The following is a 19,300-nucleotide window of genomic DNA, read 5'->3' as shown; positions in this document are numbered from 1 at the left end:
GAGACGACAACTACAGAATATTCAAGTGCTAAAATGACACTTGATCATTACGGTGCTTACGTTGCTCAATTTGATGTATCTTGGGATGAATTCACATTTGATCAAAATGGGAAAGAAGTACTAACACATAAAACATGGGATGGTAGCGGCAGAGACAAAACAGCTCATTACTCTACAGTTATCCCTCTTCCACCAAATTCAAAAAATATAAAAATCGTAGCTAGAGAATGTACTGGTCTTGCATGGGAATGGTGGAGAACAATTATTAATGAACAAAATGTTCCATTAACAAATGAAATAAAAGTTTCAATTGGAGGAACAACATTATACCCAACGGCTAGTATTAGTCATTAGGTATAAAAAAGCGCCCTGTAATCAGGGCGCTTTTTTACTTAGTCACAAATTTTACTCTTTCCAAAACTGCTCTAGCAAAATAACGATTATAGTACCTACGAGTAATCCGTTACTTAAAACATATTGTAAGGAAGAAGGAACTCCGCTAAATGCACTTTCTGGAAGAAACATTATTCCCAAACTGATTAATAATGAAATTCCTAATATAGTTAATCGGCGTTGCTTTAATTCTTCAAGTAAAATGGATTGAAATGCAATGCCTATTACTTGGACAAATGTAGCTAAAAGTGCAGAATTAGCAATAGGACCTGGTAGCAAGGATATAAAGTTTACAATTGAGGGGATAAAAGAAATACCTGCTAATATAAGACTTGCTATAAGAAACGACTTCACCTTTTTTTGACCTGTTAGTTGAATGAATCCTGCTGATGCAGGTAATGGTACAATTCCAATTGTAGAGAACAATGATGAGATAATATGTGATATACCTCCGCCCCATACACCACGGTTCAGTGTTTGCTTTTCATTTTCTTTAGATAGGGGAGCCACTTGTTTTACAGCCGAAATAGCAGCAATTGTATTTGCAACTAAAAGAAAAGTAAATAAAGTTGCAGTTAGAGTCATTCCAATATCGAATCTAGGTGTCCCCCAAGCAAATACCTCTGGTAACTTAACTAGCGTTGTATGTGAAGGCATATGAGATGATTTTCCTAATACTGCATACAAAAGCCAACCACATGAAATTCCAAGTAACACAGCGTAACTTTTCATCCATCCTTTCCCTTTAATTGATAAGAAAGTAATAAGGGCAAAAACAAAGAGCGCAATAGTAGCTGTTGTATAGTCAGGATGAGTTGCAGGTCCTTGTAATCCCATCATTCCTTTTAGTAACACACCACTAAGCTGAAGAGATAATATTAAAAGAAAGGTTCCTGTAACCAAGGGTGTAAATAAACGTAAGATTCGATGAACAAGCCCTGTTATACCAAGAAAGAAGAGTAATATACCTGCAATAATTAATCCGCCTTCTAAAAGTTGCAACACGTCTTTTGCACTTTGTCCCTGATGCATAGCGACTTGTCCCAATATGACAAATATACTTACCCATGAACCGGCTGGCCCGTCCGCAATGGGGTAACGATGCCCAAACCACGCTTGTAGAAACGAACTTACTCCCACGACTAAAAAAGTCCGCTGCATTAATGTTGAGATATCTTCTATTGGTAAATGAAATATGCCACCAATAATGATAGGTAACGCAATTGCATTTGCTAATAGAAACACAAACCATTGTAGAATACTAAAACTCGTATCAAAGTGTTTTTTATTCATATTATTCTCCTTTGCCGAAAAAGAATCTCATAGTAAAAATCCATCCTTTCTACACAGTTAGATTAAAAAGGATGGATTTATTAAATCTATAAAATTATTTTAATTATATAGATAGATTTTTAATTAATTACCATGTACGGAATGGTAAGAATTTCCCATTAAGTGTAATCACGATACGAGGATCGCCACCTTTTGGATCTTCTTGTGTATCCACACCTAGGTTGAAGTTAATCGCACTCATTACACCTTCGCCCGCTTTTTCTAAGATTAACTCTCTAATAGTTGGTGCATATTGTAACATCATTTCATATAAACGATATGCAATCGGGTCAGTAGGAGGCATTTCCATTACTTGGCCACGAAGTGGAACTACTGTTAATGCTTGAACTACTTCTTCATCTAATTCTAATAGTTTACCGATTTTTTCTGCTTCTGGACGTGTCATTGTAGCTTGTCCTAATAACGCTGTTACAACCCAAGTCTCAGAGTTTTCACTTACTTTTGCAATTTCTTCCCAAGTTAACCCTTTTTTAATTTTTGCCGCTAGAATTTTTTGCGTAGCTTCTTGTCTATTCATATCTAATACTTGTCTTTTCATATCTCATAACTTCCCTTCATGTACGTAATAATTATTATTTTGCTTCACTATTTAACGCTTTATATCCATCAACCACTACATCTAATTTACCTGTGTGAGGGTCAATAACTAAACCGTGTACAGGAACATCTTTTGGAATAAGTGGGTGATTTCTTACTAAATCAACATTAGCTTGTGTTGAATCGCAAACATCATCGAATCCGAATAACCATTTTTTAAGGTCAACACCAGCATATTCAATCGCTGATAAAATTTCTGGTGAAGCTACTCCACGATCTAATATTTTTTGAAGTGTTCCTTTTGGATTCGTTTGGCTCGCACCACATCTATGGTGTCCAATAAGGAAGATTTCATCTGCATTTAAATCGTATACTGACGCGACAACACTTTGCATAACACTATCGAAAGCAGAAGCAATTTTACCACCTGCATTTCTGATGACTTTTGCATCACCATCGTGTATATCTAAAGCTTTTGGAAGTAGCTCAATTAAACGAGCATCCATGCAAGAAACAACAACCATACGTTTTTTAGGCATTTTTGTCGCTTCACGAGGAGCGTATTCCTTATTTTCTACAAATTGTTCATTGAACGATAGAATTTCTTGTAATAACATATTTGTAACCTCCTTTAAATCTAGATGTATTTTTTTGTTGCGTCCTCTATGTTATAAGTAAATATAACTGATAAATAATGTGATGTAAGAGGATAAACTAAGTATAGTGAATTGTATCGATAAGCAGAATAAGTTGGCGAAACACTTTCGGGCTTTCTACTTTCACGGTGAAAGGATTGGTTTATATCATTGATCAAACAGATTTTGAGATACTGAAATTATTAGGAGAAAACTCAAGAATACAATGGAAAGAGCTTGGCCAAAAAATACATATGACGGGGCAGGCCGTAGGAAATCGAATTCGAAGATTAGAGGATTTAGGGATTATTGAACAGTATACAATTGCAATAAACCGAATCAAATTAGGACAAGTAGTGACTGCATTTGTTACTTTGTTCGTAACAACAGCTAATCACCAAGAGTTTATGAATTTCTTTCAAGGAGAAGAAGGGATTTCTGAAGTACACCGTATAAGTGGTGAGGGGTGTTATTTATTAAAAACACATTTTGCGTCCAATGAAGACTTAGATAACTTTCTAGGACGACTATTAAAATACGGGAATTATCGTGTTAACTTATCAATAGGAAAGTTGAAATAAGGTTTCTTTTCCTTGGAGGGGATGGCAACATTATTTGCTAAACTTTATTTGTATAGAGATAATGAAGTCGTTTCATGTTTATCTTAAATAGTCAGAGCCTTACTACAATTTATGTGTAGTAAGGCTTTTTAAAGTTGTTAAAAAAATACATTGTAAGGAAGAAGGAAAGCCGTTAACAATAATGTAATTTCTAATAGAGTTAATTGATTGTATTGTAAAATTTTTTGAGATGAATTGTAGGGGGGAATGAAGATCTTATAGAAGGGATTCTTATAGGAAGGGGATGTCCATGTTCGATTCAACAGATTTTAAAATTATAAAGTTACTACAAGAAAACGCTAGAATGAACTGGAAGGAAATTGGAGAGAGAGTACATTTGACTGGCCAGGCTGTTGGGAAACGAATTAATAAATTAGAAGAGGCAGGTGTCATTCAAAAATATACGATAGATATCGATAGGGCTAAGTTAGAAGGGTCTATTATGACGTTTGTTACACTATTTCTGCATGCACCACATTATCATAATCAAATTCAAACCTTTTTTGAAAAAACGGACGTAATTACTGAAATGTATCGTATAAGTGGCGATGGCTGTTATATCATGATTCTTCACACATCTTCACATCAACAATTAGAAGAGACTCTTGCAGATGTTTTACATTATGGTGATTATCGTATAAATACTGTCATTAAGACAATTGAAAAAAAGAAAGAATAACATATTTATCCTTTCTTTTTTTATATGGAAATGGAATTCTTTATTTGTTTTTGTTTATAAAATTGTTTGCTGACATGACTTTTGCATAAATATCACCAAACTCTAATGCGCTCATGAATGACTGATGAGCGTGTACTGCGGGGATTAGATTTCCTTGAAATTCTAAATCTTTTGTTGTACAAGCATCTTCAATTACAACACATTGAAATCCTAAATCACTGGCAGCACGTACTGTTGCATCAATACATACGTGAGTCATCATACCGCAAATGACTAGTTGATCTATTTTTTCCTTCTTTAATGTTTCAAATAAATTGGTTCTTAAAAAACTGTTAGGGTGATGTTTTTGTATGACTCTTTCGTTAGCAATCGGTTGTACATCATCATGAATTTGAACACCTACTGTTTCAGGTAAGAAGAAAGTAGCTCCTTCATTGTTCGCAATATGTTGTACGTGAATAACTGTGTTATATTTTTCACGAAATACTTTCAAGACTTCTTGCGCTTTTTGTGCGGCTTTTTCAGGTTGATGCAATTCCATATTGCCGCCTTTAAAGTAATCATTTTGTATGTCGACTAATAGTAACGCTTCGTTCATAGTTAATCCCCCCACATATATTTGTACAGTACGTTGTTTGTACTGTACCGTTATTATATAAAGTGTAGGTATGTGCAGGTAATAATGTCATGAAACGATTTTGACGCATATAGTTTCATTGTGAAAAAGCTAAAAGATACAAAGTAAAGATTGGGGAAACGGCTATATTAAGCGTAAATATCAGGATGGTGAAGTGATAGTGAAAGAGGACGATCATATTTGATTTAACACTTTTGCTAGTATAATTTTGCTATAATAAATACGTACTTACACGAAGGGGAGTTTAAAGATAAAATGAAGTCGTTTAATATCGATCATCTTATAGCTAGTGTTTTGCAATGGATATTAAATATAGCTTTAATTATATTATCCATTGTGTTATCGATTTTCTTAGTGAATGAGACAATTACATTTGTGCAGTATATCTTTTCGGAAAAGGAGTATACATCGTATAAATTGGTTGAAAGTATTATCGTCTACTTCTTATACTTCGAGTTCATCGCATTGATTATTAAGTATTTTAAGTCGAATTATCATTTCCCGTTACGTTATTTTATTTATATCGGAATTACGGCGTTAATTCGTTTAATTATCGTATCTCATGAGGAACCGATGGAGACGTTGTTATATGCGGGATCCATTCTTGTTTTAGTCATTGCTTTATACATATCAAATATGAGAGATTTGAGAAAAGAGTAGTAGTGCAGACGTAAGTTTGCACTACTTTTTTACGTCTTGACATTCAAGTTACTTGAAAGTTTACAATGAAATTAGGGCGTTTGAAATTGAAAAAAATTGAGAAATTAAGTGAAGAAGTTTCTTTTACTTGGAGGTTATAGCAATGAGTCAGGATTTGAAGTTACGTCCTTTAGAACGAGAAGATTTAAAGTTTGTACACGAACTGAATAATAATGCACATATTATGTCGTATTGGTTTGAAGAGCCATATGAGGCATTTGTGGAGCTGCAGGATTTATACGATAAACATATACATGATCAAAGTGAACGGCGTTTTATCCTAGAGAAAGATAATGAGATGGTTGGATTAGTTGAGTTAGTGGAAATTGATTATATTCATCGAAGAACAGAATTCCAGATTATTATTGATCCGAATTATCAAGGACATGGTTATGCAGCGGAAGCGACGCGTTTAGCGATGGATTACGCTTTTTCTGTATTAAATATGCATAAACTCTATTTAGTTGTTGATAAAGAGAATGAAAAAGCAGTACATGTTTATAAAAAAGTTGGATTTATGGTAGAAGGAGAACTTCTCGACGAATTTTTCGTTGATGGTAACTACCATAATGCGATAAGAATGTGTATGTTTCAGAAGCAATATTTTAGAACGAAATAATGGAGTGAAAAGGCTATAGATAATGATTGTCTATAGCCTTTTTGTTGTGTTTAACAATAAATATTTATTGTAAAACAATAAATAGTTATTGACTGAGAATGTTAGTGGGCTTATTATGATGGTAGTGATAATAGTAAAAAGGAATGCAGATAAATTAATTGTGAAATCAAAGGAGAATATATGATGAAAAAATATTTATTAGCTTCTAGTCCAATATTTTTAGGAGTGTTATGTATCATTATGTTTAATGTAATTGGTTCGGAAGTAAAACGAGATGGAACTTTAGTGGAGCCATTTTACTTAATTCCGTTAGCATATTTATTTACTTTCACTGGAATTGTTGCAATTTTGTGTGTGGCTCTTTTCTCGGTGCTTCGAAAAAAGACAGCGTAATAAAACACTTGTCATGAAATAGAAACATACGATAGGGAAGAAAAATAAAAAGTGAGCTGAATCATGGTGAATCATTATTGTTATCCTGAAAGGCAAGTTGGATCGGCTATTACTTTGGCAGGAGCACAGGGGACAATTCATGTTGTGAATCAAGCGATTCAAATGCAGCAGCAAGCATATTTTGCACAAATGATGCAAGGGCAGTATATGTCGTACTCACAGCCTCCGATGCAAATTGTACATTACGATGTGCATCCAGCGGGTTTATTCTCCATTCCATATGGCGGGACATACTTCTTATGAAAGAAAGCGACTGATAAGAGTCGCTTTCTTTTTTTATATTCCGCCTAGTTTCATTCCAAGGAATGCAAAAAGGATACCAATAATATAAGTAGCACTTAAATATAGAAATAGTATGCCAAAGTTTTTACGATTGAAGAGCTGAATGGACTCTAGTTTAAATGTTGAAAACGTCGTAAAGGCACCCATAAATCCAGTACCTAATAATAATTGCCAACCTGTAGTGACCCCGTTGCCAATTATATATCCGAGTAAAAACGCGCCTGTTATATTAATGAGAAATGTAGCAATTGGAAAGGAAGTTTTATTTCTTTTTTTAAACCAATTACTAATTGCAAATCGTGTAATAGCACCGAAAAATCCACCTGTTGCCACTAATAAAGCTTCTATCATAAGTGATCACCTTCCGTAAGATGTTTCTTAATTAAGAAATCACCTAGTGTATAGCCAAGAGCAGACATAATGAGGCCACCGAGTATGCTGCATGATACATATAAGAAAGCCGTAGTCCATTCAGAATGATGGATTAATTGAACAGTTTCTACACTGAATGTTGAAAACGTCGTAAAGGAACCGATGAATCCAGTCCCAATGCCTGTGATAATTTCTGAAGACAAGATGTTTCTCCGAGCGATATACGTAGTCAGCCACGCTAATAAGAAGCAGCCGAGTAAGTTGATGAGCAATGTAGCTAGCGGAAATGAATGATTCCATGAAGTATGAATAGTAAGACCTAAATAATAGCGAGAAAGGGCTCCTAATATACCGGCTATGCCAACGATAATATAAATCAATTTCTTCACCTCTTTAAATAGCTTGCTCAAAAAAATAGACTCCTACCAGTATAACTACTGGTAGGAGTCATTAGCTAAGCAGCAGTTATGGCGAACTCCATCGCCTATGATTATTACATATAGTGTACTAAAAATTGCGTAGAATTTCCAGTGAAGAAGTGGAGCTGTTTTGTATGTATGTGATGGTTTAGGATAGAGAGTTTATACTTATAAACTAAATATAGTGATATAAGGTTTTTGATATGATAAAATGTTTCGTATGTCTGTCATTCGCTTCAGTTAACTGAAAATAAAGAAAAGTAAAATTGGTAGTTTTAGAAAAGGAGTCGTTCGTTTGAAAAAATTATTAAAAATAGTACTTATATGTATTTTAGTAGGGGTGGGAGTTGTAGGTGGTTTTTTAGCGTATATGACACTTACAAAAGAACAGCCAGCTAATGTTATAAGTTTGAAGGTGGAAAATAATAAGGAACGCGTGTTAGCGCTTGGAAATGAATTTAAAGTTACAACATTTAATATTGGATATGCTGGATTAGATAAGGATCAAGACTTCTTTATGGATGGTGGAAAAGGTTCTGGTTCAAGTAGTAAAGAGCAAACGGAAACGAATTTAAAGAAAATGCTTTCGTTTTTACAAAATGAGAATAGTGATTTTACGTTATTACAAGAAGTTGATATAAAATCAATGCGATCTTTTGATGTAAATGGGCATGAATTTTTGAAAAAAGGATTACCTGATTATGCTTCGTCGTTCGGAAAGAACTATGACACAAAATGGGTCCCTGTACCAATTACAAGTCCAATGGGATATGCGGAGGCTGGATTAAGTACGTTTTCTAAATATACAGTTCAAACAGCGCAGAGGTTCCAGCTTCCTGGAATGGAGCCTTGGCCAAAGCGTTTGTTTGATTTAGATCGAGCGATTGTTGAGCATAAAATACCTGTTAATAATGGGAAGTTTGTGAGACTCGTAAATTTACATTTGTCTGCGTATGATGAAGGCGGGAAAATTAGAAAACAGCAAGTAGAGTTTTTAAAAGAATATATGAACAAGCATTATGAAAATGGTGATTACGTAATAATGGGCGGAGATTGGAATCAATTACTTTCGAACGCTCAGTTAAGTGATCCGAAGTTTGTGAAAGAGCGTCCTGAGTGGTTAGTGGAGTTACCAAAGGACTTTACTGATGGTGGCTTTAAGTGGGCTGTAGATCCGTCTGTTATGACTGTGAGAGATGATGTGAAGAAGTATGTGGAAGGTGAAAACTTTGTCACGATTATTGATGGTTTTATCGTTTCACCGAATGTGGAAATTGTAAATGTACAAGGGAAAGATTTAAAGTTTGAAAATAGCGATCATAACCCAGTAAGTGCGGTATTTAAGCTGAAGTAATCGATATGTATAAGTAGAAGGTGGGGCTTCATATATGGAGTGGTTAAAGAGAACTTGTTTTTCTAACCTGGAGAAAGAATCACAGAAAAATCATTTATTGCTGTTCATTACGATTTGTAGTTTCTTTCTTGGAATAATCGCGATTGGGTATTACGGATATATTTTTACAGAGAGAGCAATAGCGTTTTGGGTTTGTGGTATTTCAGTTGTTGTATTTGGAACGCTGTTTACTTTTATAGAAAGCATGGAAGCGATGTATAAATATATCATGACATTTATGTTGCTTATTATGTCTTTCATTATGGTACAAGCTTTTAATGAAAGTCCGGCTGTATTTCAAATGGTCTACTTTACATTAGCAGTTTCACTTATTTATTTAAGTGAACGTCTCGTTATCATTCTCGGCGGAGTGGCGGTTATTATCACATTTATTCTTTGTAGTTATTGGCCGGAGCAATTTTTTGCTTATACAGCGGCATCTGAAGCTGCAAACTTCGCAAGCTTGTTAGCGATCGTAACGATTGCAATGTGGGGCGTAACGAAGATTGGCTCTAATTTGTTAGCTCGTTTAAGTGATGAGAAGCAAGAAGTAATGAGGAAAGCTCAGGAGCTAGAAGAAACGCAAAGACTGATTGAGGAAACGGTTGGGAAACTAGATAATAATTTCAATCACTTAAGAGAAAATATGAATACATCGATGGAGTCGATGAGTGAAATTAATTTTGCTTTTGAAGAGGTGGCAGTTGGCACTCAATCACAATCAGAGATGATGGCACGTTCAGTAGAAGTATTGAACGATATGGAAGGGAATATTGAACAAATCATTTCGCAAGTAAGAAATGCATCGACTCGTGTTGATGAAAGTTTAGAGATTTCAAAGGGTAGTGTACATACTTTACGAAATTTTGAAGCGAATATGAGAAGTTTAAATGATGTTGTTTCACAATCAGGAATTATATTTAGAGATTTAATGATGCAGTCGAAGCAAATCAACGAAATTGTAGATGTAATAACGAATATCTCAAGTCAGACGAGTTTGCTAGCTTTAAATGCAAATATTGAAGCGGCAAGAGCAGGCGAGCATGGAAAAGGATTTGCTATTGTAGCGAATGAAGTATTAAAGCTTGCCGAAGAATCAAATCGCTCTGCGGGGAGAATTCAAGGTATTTTGAAGGAGTTTAGTAATCAGGCAAGTAAAGTGGAAGTACAGGTAGAAAAATCAGAAAAAGTACAAGAAGAATGTAATGAAATGCTAGCAAGTGTTTTAACAAATGTAACGGATTTAGGAAAGTTTATTGATGCAATTAATGATGTAATGAGAGAGATTGTTGGTCATCAAGAAAACTTGCAGGTTAAAACGACAAATATCGTAAAGGATGTTACACATGCTTCTAATGTAATTCAGCAAACTTCTGCGGCTACGGAAGAAGTGTTGGCAAGTGTGGAAGAAGAAAAACATCGAAATGATATATCGGTGAAGACGTTGCATACTGTTAGCGAGCAAGTGAAGTTGCTAGAAAATATTTTAGAAAAGTAATATCTCTTAAAAAGGGCACACTATGTGTGCTCTTTTTTCATTTAAATGAATACTTGATAGTAATTTAATTGCTTTTCTGCGCGTTTTCTGCCAAGCTTAAGGAGATAAACTGAGACTTTAATTAGTGGGGCAATACGCTACTGATTATTAGTTGAACCCCGCAAATAGCGGAATAAAATACTTCAAAGAAAGAATTATATAGGTGACGCATATGATCGAAGTTAAGACTTCTGAACTTAGTGATGGAGAATTTAATAGAGGGGTATTTGCAACTCGTGATATTAAAAAGGGTGAGTTGATTCACTCAGCACCAGTTATCTCTTATCCGAATGAACAGCATGAACACATTGAGAAAACGTTACTTGCTGACTACGCATTTGAGTATGGGGTAAATCATACAGCATTCCTTTTAGGATACGGCATGTTATTTAATCATGCATATAATCCGAATGCAACGTATGATATTGTCTTTGAGAATCACACGTTTAACTTCTTTGCTTACAAAGATATAAAAGCGGGAGAAGAGATTCTAATCAATTATAATGGTGAAGTTGATGACGATGAGCTATTATGGTTTGATAAGGAAAAAGAAGAGAACGAAAAGTAAATTATAATAAGTAATAAAAAAGATGCTTTTACATAGGTAAAAGCATCTTTTTTTATTGATGAAAATAAAAAAAGATTACAAAAAAATACCACTTTATTTTCGTATGGTATAGTAAGATACTGAAGGATAGTGTTTTGAAAAAGTAATATATTTTACAAATTGTTGTCTTTCTGATGACATGTCAAGTTTAGTAGCCCATTTGGGTTGCTTTATTATGCAATATATATTTTAATATGAGTGGCACCTCTTATAAATTAAGAGGTTTATAGGTGTCTCGAATTGATTTTGGGTACACTGTATCCACCACTTTAGGTTCGTTCATGTATGTGGGGATATTATGGGCCCGTATAACGGGATAAAAAGAATATAGAAATAGAGGAATCGTAAAATGAATATGCAAGAGGTTTATAAATATTTAAGTACGGTATTGCCTGAAGGTCATGTGAAACAAGATGAAATGTTAAAGAATCATACGCATATTAAAGTTGGTGGAAAAGCAGATGTGTTCGTTGCGCCGACAAATTATGATGAAATTCAAGAAGTTATCAAATATGCTAACGAATATAATATTCCAGTTACGTTTTTAGGAAATGGATCGAATGTCATTATTAAAGATGGTGGAATTCGTGGGATTACCGTAAGTTTAATTCACATTACAGATGTGACTGTAACAGGAACGACGATTGTAGCACAGTGTGGTGCAGCAATTATTGATGTATCACGTATTGCATTAGATCATAATTTAACGGGTCTTGAGTTTGCTTGTGGTATTCCAGGTTCAGTTGGCGGAGCTTTATATATGAATGCTGGCGCATACGGCGGTGAAGTATCGTTTGTATTAACAGAAGCTGTCGTAATGACAGGTGATGGAGAGTTACGTACTTTAACGAAAGAAGCATTTGAATTTGGATATCGTAAGAGTGTATTTGCAAACAACCATTACATTATTCTTGAAGCGAGATTTGAGCTTCAAGAAGGTGTGCGTGAAGAAATTAAAGAAAAAATGGATGATTTAACGTTTAAACGTGAGTCAAAACAACCTCTAGAATATCCTTCATGTGGTAGTGTATTTAAGCGTCCACCAAATAACTTTGCTGGTAAATTGATTCAAGAATCAGGACTACAAGGTAAGCGAATTGGCGGAGTGGAAGTTTCTTTAAAACACGCTGGATTTATGGTGAATGTTGATAACGGAACAGCACAAGATTACATCGATTTAATTCACTTTGTACAAAAGACTGTTGAAGAGAAATTTGGCGTGAAGTTAGAGCGAGAAGTAAGGATTATTGGAGAAGATCTATAATAATCTTTGAATTAAAAGCGTATAAAAGTATGAATTATTTTAAAATAATATTTGGGTATTGTTGACAAGTTGTTTTCAATTCAATATAATGGCTAATAATTTAACAAATAACATACGTTGAAAGAGCCCAGTAGCAGTTTGTCACTGTTAACGAGAGAGCTAGGGGTTGCTGGAACCTAGCACAAACAAACTTGCGAATTACACTCTGGAGTATCTTAGGTAATGCTAAGCGGATTGGCAATCGATATTATTGCTAAGAGTGGTATGAGTAGCTATGCTATTTATACAAACTGGGTGGTAACACGGTGAATAATCGTCCCTATGTCATAGACATAGGGACTTTTTGTTTTAAAAAATAAAGGGGATGACAAAAGATGAATATTATTGATGAATTAGAATGGCGCGGCGCTGTGAATCAACAGACTGATGAAGAAGGTTTACGTAAGCTAGTAGAAGAGAAAAAGATTTCACTATACTGCGGAGTTGATCCGACTGGTGATAGTATGCATATTGGACATTTAATTCCGTTTATGATGATGAAGAGATTTCAGTTAGCTGGCCATCATCCAGTTATTTTAATTGGTGGGGCAACAGGAACGATTGGTGATCCGAGCGGACGTCAATCAGAACGTCAACTTCAAACGTTAGAAGTAGTTCAGCATAATGTGGATGCGTTAACAGCGCAAATGAAAAAGCTATTTGATTTTGGCGGAAATAGCGAAGTGAAGATGGTAAATAACTACGACTGGACACATGAAATAAACATTATTGAGTTTTTACGTGATTACGGGAAGAACTTTAGCATTAATAGCATGTTAGCGAAGGATATTGTAGCAAGTCGTTTAGATACAGGAATTTCTTTTACAGAATTTACGTACCAAATTTTGCAAGCGATGGACTTCCATCATTTATACACGAAAGAAGATGTTCAACTGCAAATTGGTGGTAGTGACCAATGGGGAAATATTACGAGTGGTTTAGATTTAATTCGTAAGTTAGAAGGGCACGAAGCGAAAGTATTCGGATTAACGATTCCGTTATTACTGAAATCAGATGGTACGAAGTTCGGTAAATCAGCAGGTGGTGCAGTTTGGCTTGATCCTGAAAAAACAACACCATTTGAATTTTACCAGTTTTGGGTGAATACAGATGACCGTGATGTAGTGAAATACTTGAAATACTTTACGTTCTTAACGAAAGAGCGCATTGATGAATTGGCAACGAAGGTAGAAACAGAGCCTCATAGACGTGAAGCGCAAAAAGTATTAGCGGAAGAAATGACGAAATTCGTTCATGGAGAAGAGGCCTTCCTGCAAGCTGTGAAAATTACAGCAGCGTTATTTAGCGGAGATATTAAATCATTAACAGCTGATGAAATTGAGCAGGGCTTTAAAGAGATGCCAACATTCCAGTCTTCAAAGGAGACGAAAAATATCGTAGAATGGCTAGTCGATTTAGGAATTGAGCCATCTAGACGACAAGCACGTGAAGATATTAATAATGGAGCTATTTCGATGAATGGCGAAAAAGTAACGGATGTGGGTACAGATGTTACTGTAGAAAATTCATTTGATGGACGATTTATTATTATTCGTAAAGGGAAGAAGAACTACAGCTTAGTGAAGTTAGGAGAATAATTTGTGTGAAAGGATGGGAGTAGGAAGAATACTTCCATCTTTTCATATACACAATTTAGACATAAAATAATCAGTAAATTTAGATAATTAAAAGGGTTATAATATTCTTCTGCCGAATAAATAAGTTAGAGAAAATTACGGACAAAAATAGCCCGAACCATGCAGGGCATGATTCGGGCTTATATTCAGATTAGTAAGCTAAGCTGAATAGACCTTTAATGTGTGATAAGTAACGAACGTTACTTGCTTCTTTCATTAATGATGCTGGTAAGCCTTTAAGTGGAGTATTGCTTGCTCCAATTGTAGCAACAGCATCTTTACGTCCTAGACTAGCAAGTGTTCCAGAGTTTACAGGTGCGAACTCTTCGAATGCTTTGCCTTCTAGTGCTGCGTATAAGTTGTATCCAATTAACTCACCCATTTGCCAAGCGATTTGTGCAGTTGGTGGGTATGGACGTCCGTCTGGAGCGAAGACAACAGCGCTGTCTCCAGCAACGAATACGTCTTTGTGAGAAGTAGATTGTAGGTATGCATCAACTGTTGCACGGCCACGGTTTACTTCAAGACCTGATTCACCGATTAATGGGTTACCTTGTACGCCGCCTGTCCAAACGAATGTGTTAGCAACAAGTTTTTGACCGTCTTTTAAGTCGATTTCATTGCCAGCAACGTTTGTTACAGGAAGACCTGTTAAGAATGTAACACCGCGTGCTTCTAGGCTAGTAGTTGCACGTTCGATTAAGTGGTCTGGTAATACTGGAAGGATTTTTGGACCTGCTTCAACAAGAAGAAGTTTAACTTCTTTTGGATTTACGCCGTGGCTTTTTGCAAGTTTAGGCATAATGTCAGCAAGCTCACCAACTAGCTCAACGCCAGTTAATCCGCCACCACCGATTACGATTGTAGCATCAGCTTCGTTTTTCGTTTTCGCGTATTCACGAATACGGTCTTCAACGTGTTTGTAGATTTTGTTTGCATCAGCAGCAGATTTTAATACCATGCTGTTTTCTTCTAGTCCTGGAATACCGAAGTAAGCAGTTTTACTTCCTAAAGCAACTACAAGTGCGTCGTAAGATAAAGTAGTGCCACCAGCTAGTTTAATTTCTTTGCTATCAACTGAGAATGACTCAACTGTTGCGATTTTAAGATCGATGTCTTTACCTTTGAAAAGCTTTGTAAGTGGCATTGCAATTGCTTGCTCAGCAACGTTACCAGCTGCAAGGCGGTGTAGTTCAGTGATGATTTGGTGTGTTGGGTATTGGTTAATCACTGTAACTTGTGCTTCTGATTTGCTGTAATATTTACGTACGTTTAAAGCGGCAAGAAGACCGCCATAACCAGCGCCTAAGATGACAATTTGTTTTGACATAGTATGATATCCCCCGTCTTTACTAATTGTTGTTATAAGTTAACTTATTTATTGTTACGTTCTGCACTAATTTGAAGATATGCGTTCACAAAGCGGAACATTTTTTGTGCTTGTGGGTCTTTTAGTAATTTTAATAGACCGAACAGGCCGATAACTTCGTTGCTTTCGTCAGCACGATCTTTCGCTTCGATAGCAGTCGCAGCCATGCCTTTCACTGTATCTTTTACAGGTTCTACAAGCTCTGTGATTGCACTAACAGTGTCGCTTTTTAATACTTCATCAGTAGCAACAGTTTGAGCGAAGTCATAAGACTTAGTTAAAATATTAACAAGCTCAGTTAATTTTGGAAGCTGTTCTACTAGTGTAGTTAATGATTCTTGTACCTCAGGTTTTAACAACTGATCAAGTACATCAAGTTGTCCTTGGCTAGCAGAAATTTGTACAGTTTCTTGTTCTGGCTTTGTTTGAGTCATAGTTTCTGGCATCTCCAATTCTCCTTTACGATAGCAATACTCTTATTTTTGATAGGTAAGATAGTAAACGTTTGCGAAACTTTATACAAAGTTTCACAAAGCACAATAAAATGCCTTTAAATTTATGCCAGCAAGTAAGCTGAAATCATAAATCCAAAACCATAATGTCCTACCTATTATTTATGAACTGTCCGATACATGGCTTGTCCGCATAATGGAAAGTTCCTTTATCGGAAAGTGTATATAATATATATCCTATATTATATACTATATACACCTATGTTAACATAAAAATGATTCCTAATTATTTGATATTAAGCGTATAATGTAGTACTGACAAGGCGTGAAAGCGCATAAATTATTTTGTTAAGGTTAGAAAGGTACGTATATATAAATAAAAAAAGGAAAAAATGGACAAATTTATGTTCATTTTTTCCTTTTTTTATTGTTCACCTTCTGTAATTAGCATCGATGTGTTACCGCTTTTTTCAAGGTGGCATTCGCCCCAAGTACAAAGGGAATCAAGAATGGATTCTAAAGACCAACCGTAGTCTGTAAGAGAATATTCTACTTTCGGTGGTACTTGATTGTATACCTTTCTTTGAATAACTCCGTCTTCTTCTAATTCGCGTAATTGCTGTGTTAACATCTTTTGTGTAATACCAGGCATGAGACGTTTTAATTCACTCGTTCTCTTTGTACCTTTCGTTAAGTGGCAAAGAATAACGACTTTCCATTTTCCGCCGATAACCTCTAAAGTCGCTTCAACGGGAATATTATATTTCTTCATATAAAAAAATCTCCTTTGATGAATATAGATTTCAATTCTCCAACAAAAGAAGCCAAATAATTTAAATGTTACTAAAAAGTACCTATAGCACTTTAAAGTACGTACTTTTTATCATGTTGAATATGTTCCATAATAGCATACGTAAGAGGGAAATGAGTAGTACGGTACTAAAAAGTGCCTATGTTACTTTTTGGTACCTATCGTACTTTAAAGTGCGTTCTTCAAAAAAAGAGTGAAGCCATTCATAATAGCATATATCAGCAGTAACATTATTTTTGTAGAAGAAAAAAGGCCTTTTTTCATACTATTATGATTGGATTTCTCGTATTAAGGAGGAGTTCAATTGAATTCATATACAGTATCTTCTTCGGTAGTACAGACGAATCGGAGAAGCATGTTTGCTTTATTAGCACTAGCAATTAGTGCGTTTGGAATTGGTACAACCGAATTTATTAGTGTCGGTTTATTACCATCTATTTCAGAGGATTTACATGTTTCTGTTACAACAGCGGGTTTAACCGTTTCTTTATATGCATTAGGAGTAGCGTTTGGTGCCCCAGTATTAACGTCATTAACAGCTAGTATGTCGCGAAAGGCGTTATTAATGTGGATTATGATTATTTTCATTATTGGTAATGGAATTGCGGCAGTGGCAACAAGTTTTACTGTGTTGCTTATCGCAAGGGTTGTATCTGCGTTTGCACACGGCGTTTTTATGTCGATAGGATCCACAATTGCGGCTGCGCTTGTACCAGAGAATAAACGTGCGAGTGCAATTGCATTTATGTTTACTGGTTTAACTGTTGCGACCATTACAGGCGTACCGATTGGAACATTTATCGGTCAACAATTTGGCTGGAGAACATCGTTTATGGTAATTGTGGCAATTGGAATCGTTGCCTTAATCGCCAATAGTATGCTAATTCCTTCTAACTTAAAAAAAGGTACGTCTGTATCATTTCGCGATCAATTCAAACTGATTACGAATGGAAGGCTATTACTTGTATTTATTATTACTGCATTAGGATACGGGGGAACATTCGTAACGTTTACGTATTTATCTCCGCTATTACAAGAAGTAACAGGATTTAAATCAAGTACCGTTACAATTATTTTGTTAGTGTACGGAATTGCAATTGCGATTGGGAATATGGTTGGCGGGAAATTATCAAATCATAATCCGATTCGAGCATTATTTTACATGTTCTTTATTCAAGCAATTGTATTATTTGTTTTAACATTTACAGCGCCATTTAAAGTCGCTGGACTCATCACAATTATTTTTATGGGACTATTTGCGTTTATGAATGTTCCAGGGCTACAAGTGTATGTCGTTATCTTGGCTGAGAGATTTGTTCCAAGTGCTGTTGATGTGGCATCAGCGATTAACATTGCAGCATTTAACGCAGGAATTGCTCTTGGTGCTTACTTGGGCGGTATTGTAACGAACTCGTTAGGGTTAATTCATACGGCCTGGGTAGGCGGCATCATGGTAGCAGGGGCTGTTATTTTAACAGCGTGGAGTATGACATTAGAAAAAAGGGATTAAGTGAAATAAGGGAGAGAAAATATAATGAAAAATTTACAAAGTACAACAACATTGCATAACGGTGTAGAAATGCCTTGGTTCGGTTTAGGTGTATTTAAAGTAGAAGATGGACCAGAACTTGTAGAAGCAGTAAAATCGGCGATTAAAGCAGGATACCGCAGTATTGATACAGCTGCGATTTATGGAAATGAAAAAGCAGTTGGAGAAGGAATTCGCGCTGGTATAAAAGAAGCCGGGATTACTCGAGAAGATTTATTTATTACTTCAAAAGTGTGGAATTCGGATCAAGGATATGAAACGACACTTGCTGCATATGAAGAGAGCTTAAAAAAATTAGAGCTAGATTATTTAGACTTATATCTTGTCCATTGGCCTGTAGAAGGGAAATACAAAGATACGTGGAGAGCGTTAGAAACACTGTATAAAGAAGAACGTGTGCGTGCAATTGGCGTAAGTAACTTCCAAATTCATCATCTGAAAGACGTATTAGCAGGTGCAGAAATGAAACCAATGATTAACCAAGTGGAATATCACCCTCGTTTAACACAAAAAGAATTACAAGCGTTCTGTAAAGAGCAAGGTATTCAAATGGAAGCATGGTCACCACTTATGCAAGGTCAATTATTAGATAACGAAACATTACAAGAAATTGCTGATAAGTATGATAAAACGACAGCTCAAATCATTTTACGTTGGGATCTTCAAAATGAAGTTGTAACAATTCCGAAATCAACGAAAGAACACCGCATTATTGCAAATGCTCATATATTTAATTTTGAATTAACGAAAGAAGATATGGAGAAAATTGATGCGTTAAATGAAAATCATCGCGTTGGTCCAGATCCTGATAACTTTGATTTCTAAACTTATAGTGGAGAGAAGGGGTGCAAACAGTTTGCACTCTTTTTTGTTTTGCTTATGCATAAAAAAAGTTTCTAACTAAATAATAAGCAGAAGAAAATTTGTTATTTCATAAGGGGTTG

At 35.5% G+C, this 19,300-nt stretch carries 23 protein-coding genes, 1 riboswitch and 1 other annotated feature; of the genes, 14 read left to right on the top strand and 9 right to left on the bottom strand.

Annotated elements, in window-relative coordinates:
• On the top strand, positions 1-354 hold a 354-nt coding region (locus AC1DMU_RS23060; RefSeq protein ID WP_306627415.1), incomplete at its 5' end, for a thiol-activated cytolysin C-terminal domain-containing protein.
• 51 nt (positions 355-405) lie between these two features.
• Here the strand turns inward: AC1DMU_RS23060 and AC1DMU_RS23055 are convergent.
• From AC1DMU_RS23055 to AC1DMU_RS23045, 3 genes are all read right to left on the bottom strand, one after another.
• Complete coding sequence (locus AC1DMU_RS23055) at positions 406-1,686, bottom strand: purine/pyrimidine permease (protein ID WP_088064780.1); 1,281 nt, start codon at positions 1,684-1,686, stop codon at positions 406-408.
• Between the two features lie 127 nt (positions 1,687-1,813).
• On the bottom strand, positions 1,814-2,263 hold the full coding sequence (gene cynS, locus AC1DMU_RS23050; RefSeq protein WP_029443571.1) for a cyanase: 450 nt from the start codon (positions 2,261-2,263) through the stop codon (positions 1,814-1,816).
• 55 nt (positions 2,264-2,318) lie between these two features.
• Positions 2,319-2,900: a beta-class carbonic anhydrase gene (locus AC1DMU_RS23045; RefSeq protein WP_076541667.1), complete on the bottom strand. Its 582-nt coding sequence runs from the start codon at positions 2,898-2,900 to the stop codon at positions 2,319-2,321.
• Between the two features lie 167 nt (positions 2,901-3,067).
• Here AC1DMU_RS23045 and AC1DMU_RS23040 point away from each other — a divergent pair, with 167 nt between their 5' ends.
• Both AC1DMU_RS23040 and AC1DMU_RS23035 read left to right on the top strand, forming a co-directional pair.
• Positions 3,068-3,499 carry an Lrp/AsnC family transcriptional regulator gene (locus AC1DMU_RS23040; RefSeq protein WP_002008929.1) on the top strand — a complete coding sequence of 144 codons (432 nt, stop codon included), beginning with the start codon at positions 3,068-3,070 and terminating at the stop codon, positions 3,497-3,499.
• 289 nt (positions 3,500-3,788) lie between these two features.
• Positions 3,789-4,217, top strand: a complete 429-nt coding sequence (locus tag AC1DMU_RS23035) for an Lrp/AsnC family transcriptional regulator (protein ID WP_223270633.1) — start codon at positions 3,789-3,791, stop codon at positions 4,215-4,217.
• A gap of 40 nt (positions 4,218-4,257) precedes the next feature.
• Here AC1DMU_RS23035 and AC1DMU_RS23030 read toward each other — a convergent pair whose 3' ends face one another.
• Positions 4,258-4,815 (bottom strand): cysteine hydrolase family protein, encoded by a 558-nt coding sequence (locus AC1DMU_RS23030; protein ID WP_088064779.1) that lies wholly within the window; start codon positions 4,813-4,815, stop codon positions 4,258-4,260.
• A gap of 294 nt (positions 4,816-5,109) precedes the next feature.
• Here AC1DMU_RS23030 and psiE point away from each other — a divergent pair, with 294 nt between their 5' ends.
• The 4 genes from psiE to AC1DMU_RS23010 all read left to right on the top strand — a co-directional run bounded on the left by psiE (position 5,110) and on the right by AC1DMU_RS23010 (position 6,868).
• Positions 5,110-5,514 (top strand): phosphate-starvation-inducible protein PsiE, encoded by a 405-nt coding sequence (psiE, locus tag AC1DMU_RS23025; protein WP_000834706.1) that lies wholly within the window; start codon positions 5,110-5,112, stop codon positions 5,512-5,514.
• Positions 5,515-5,656: 142 nt separating this feature from the next.
• Positions 5,657-6,172 carry a spermidine N1-acetyltransferase gene (gene speG / locus AC1DMU_RS23020; RefSeq protein ID WP_088064778.1) on the top strand — a complete coding sequence of 172 codons (516 nt, stop codon included), beginning with the start codon at positions 5,657-5,659 and terminating at the stop codon, positions 6,170-6,172.
• Positions 6,173-6,352: 180 nt separating this feature from the next.
• Positions 6,353-6,565, top strand: a complete 213-nt coding sequence (locus tag AC1DMU_RS23015) for a DUF3955 domain-containing protein (protein WP_088064777.1) — start codon at positions 6,353-6,355, stop codon at positions 6,563-6,565.
• Between the two features lie 63 nt (positions 6,566-6,628).
• Entirely contained in the window at positions 6,629-6,868 is a 240-nt protein-coding gene (locus AC1DMU_RS23010) for a DUF3947 family protein (RefSeq protein ID WP_476941580.1), read from the top strand.
• 33 nt (positions 6,869-6,901) lie between these two features.
• Here AC1DMU_RS23010 and crcB (AC1DMU_RS23005) read toward each other — a convergent pair whose 3' ends face one another.
• Positions 6,902-7,258 (bottom strand): fluoride efflux transporter CrcB, encoded by a 357-nt coding sequence (gene crcB / locus AC1DMU_RS23005; protein ID WP_088064776.1) that lies wholly within the window; start codon positions 7,256-7,258, stop codon positions 6,902-6,904.
• Positions 7,255-7,659, bottom strand: coding sequence for a fluoride efflux transporter CrcB (gene crcB, locus AC1DMU_RS23000; RefSeq protein WP_176546148.1), 405 nt, complete (start codon positions 7,657-7,659; stop codon positions 7,255-7,257). The genes crcB (AC1DMU_RS23005) and crcB (AC1DMU_RS23000) overlap by 4 nt, the downstream gene beginning before the upstream one ends.
• A gap of 54 nt (positions 7,660-7,713) precedes the next feature.
• Positions 7,714-7,773, bottom strand: a riboswitch (Fluoride riboswitch).
• Between the two features lie 220 nt (positions 7,774-7,993).
• On the opposite strand from crcB (AC1DMU_RS23000), the gene AC1DMU_RS22995 reads away from it, so the two are divergent.
• From AC1DMU_RS22995 to tyrS, 5 genes are all read left to right on the top strand, one after another.
• Positions 7,994-9,052: an endonuclease/exonuclease/phosphatase family protein gene (locus tag AC1DMU_RS22995; RefSeq protein ID WP_088064775.1), complete on the top strand. Its 1,059-nt coding sequence runs from the start codon at positions 7,994-7,996 to the stop codon at positions 9,050-9,052.
• Positions 9,053-9,086: 34 nt separating this feature from the next.
• The gene (locus AC1DMU_RS22990; RefSeq protein WP_088064774.1) at positions 9,087-10,589 is read left to right on the top strand and encodes a DUF4077 domain-containing protein; all 1,503 of its coding nucleotides are present in this window, start codon (positions 9,087-9,089) and stop codon (positions 10,587-10,589) included.
• A 211-nt stretch (positions 10,590-10,800) separates the two neighbouring features.
• Positions 10,801-11,196, top strand: a complete 396-nt coding sequence (locus AC1DMU_RS22985; RefSeq protein ID WP_000573650.1) for an SET domain-containing protein — start codon at positions 10,801-10,803, stop codon at positions 11,194-11,196.
• A gap of 388 nt (positions 11,197-11,584) precedes the next feature.
• Positions 11,585-12,499, top strand: a complete 915-nt coding sequence (murB, locus tag AC1DMU_RS22980) for a UDP-N-acetylmuramate dehydrogenase (protein WP_048542427.1) — start codon at positions 11,585-11,587, stop codon at positions 12,497-12,499.
• Between the two features lie 108 nt (positions 12,500-12,607).
• Positions 12,608-12,823, top strand: a binding site (T-box leader).
• Between the two features lie 50 nt (positions 12,824-12,873).
• Entirely contained in the window at positions 12,874-14,136 is a 1,263-nt protein-coding gene (gene tyrS / locus AC1DMU_RS22975) for a tyrosine--tRNA ligase (protein WP_088064773.1), read from the top strand.
• A 190-nt stretch (positions 14,137-14,326) separates the two neighbouring features.
• Here the strand turns inward: tyrS and AC1DMU_RS22970 are convergent, their stop codons facing one another.
• The 3 genes from AC1DMU_RS22970 to AC1DMU_RS22960 form a co-directional block, all read right to left on the bottom strand.
• Entirely contained in the window at positions 14,327-15,505 is a 1,179-nt protein-coding gene (locus tag AC1DMU_RS22970; RefSeq protein WP_000043194.1) for an NAD(P)/FAD-dependent oxidoreductase, read from the bottom strand.
• A gap of 44 nt (positions 15,506-15,549) precedes the next feature.
• Positions 15,550-15,990, bottom strand: coding sequence for a DUF1641 domain-containing protein (locus tag AC1DMU_RS22965; protein WP_001115312.1), 441 nt, complete (start codon positions 15,988-15,990; stop codon positions 15,550-15,552).
• Positions 15,991-16,420: 430 nt separating this feature from the next.
• The gene (locus tag AC1DMU_RS22960) at positions 16,421-16,768 is read right to left on the bottom strand and encodes a winged helix-turn-helix transcriptional regulator (protein ID WP_000760478.1); all 348 of its coding nucleotides are present in this window, start codon (positions 16,766-16,768) and stop codon (positions 16,421-16,423) included.
• A 394-nt stretch (positions 16,769-17,162) separates the two neighbouring features.
• Between AC1DMU_RS22960 and AC1DMU_RS22955 the strand changes: the two genes are divergently transcribed.
• Together AC1DMU_RS22955 and AC1DMU_RS22950 are read left to right on the top strand one after the other, a co-directional pair.
• Positions 17,163-18,317, top strand: a complete 1,155-nt coding sequence (locus AC1DMU_RS22955) for an MFS transporter (RefSeq protein ID WP_176546149.1) — start codon at positions 17,163-17,165, stop codon at positions 18,315-18,317.
• Between the two features lie 24 nt (positions 18,318-18,341).
• Entirely contained in the window at positions 18,342-19,181 is an 840-nt protein-coding gene (locus AC1DMU_RS22950) for an aldo/keto reductase (RefSeq protein WP_060488090.1), read from the top strand.
• Positions 19,182-19,300 lie beyond the last annotated feature (119 nt).

This window comes from Bacillus sp. 01N45, assembly GCF_056399205.1.
Note: the sequence above shows the minus strand (reverse complement) of the source record. Positions and strands in the feature narration are given on the sequence as shown.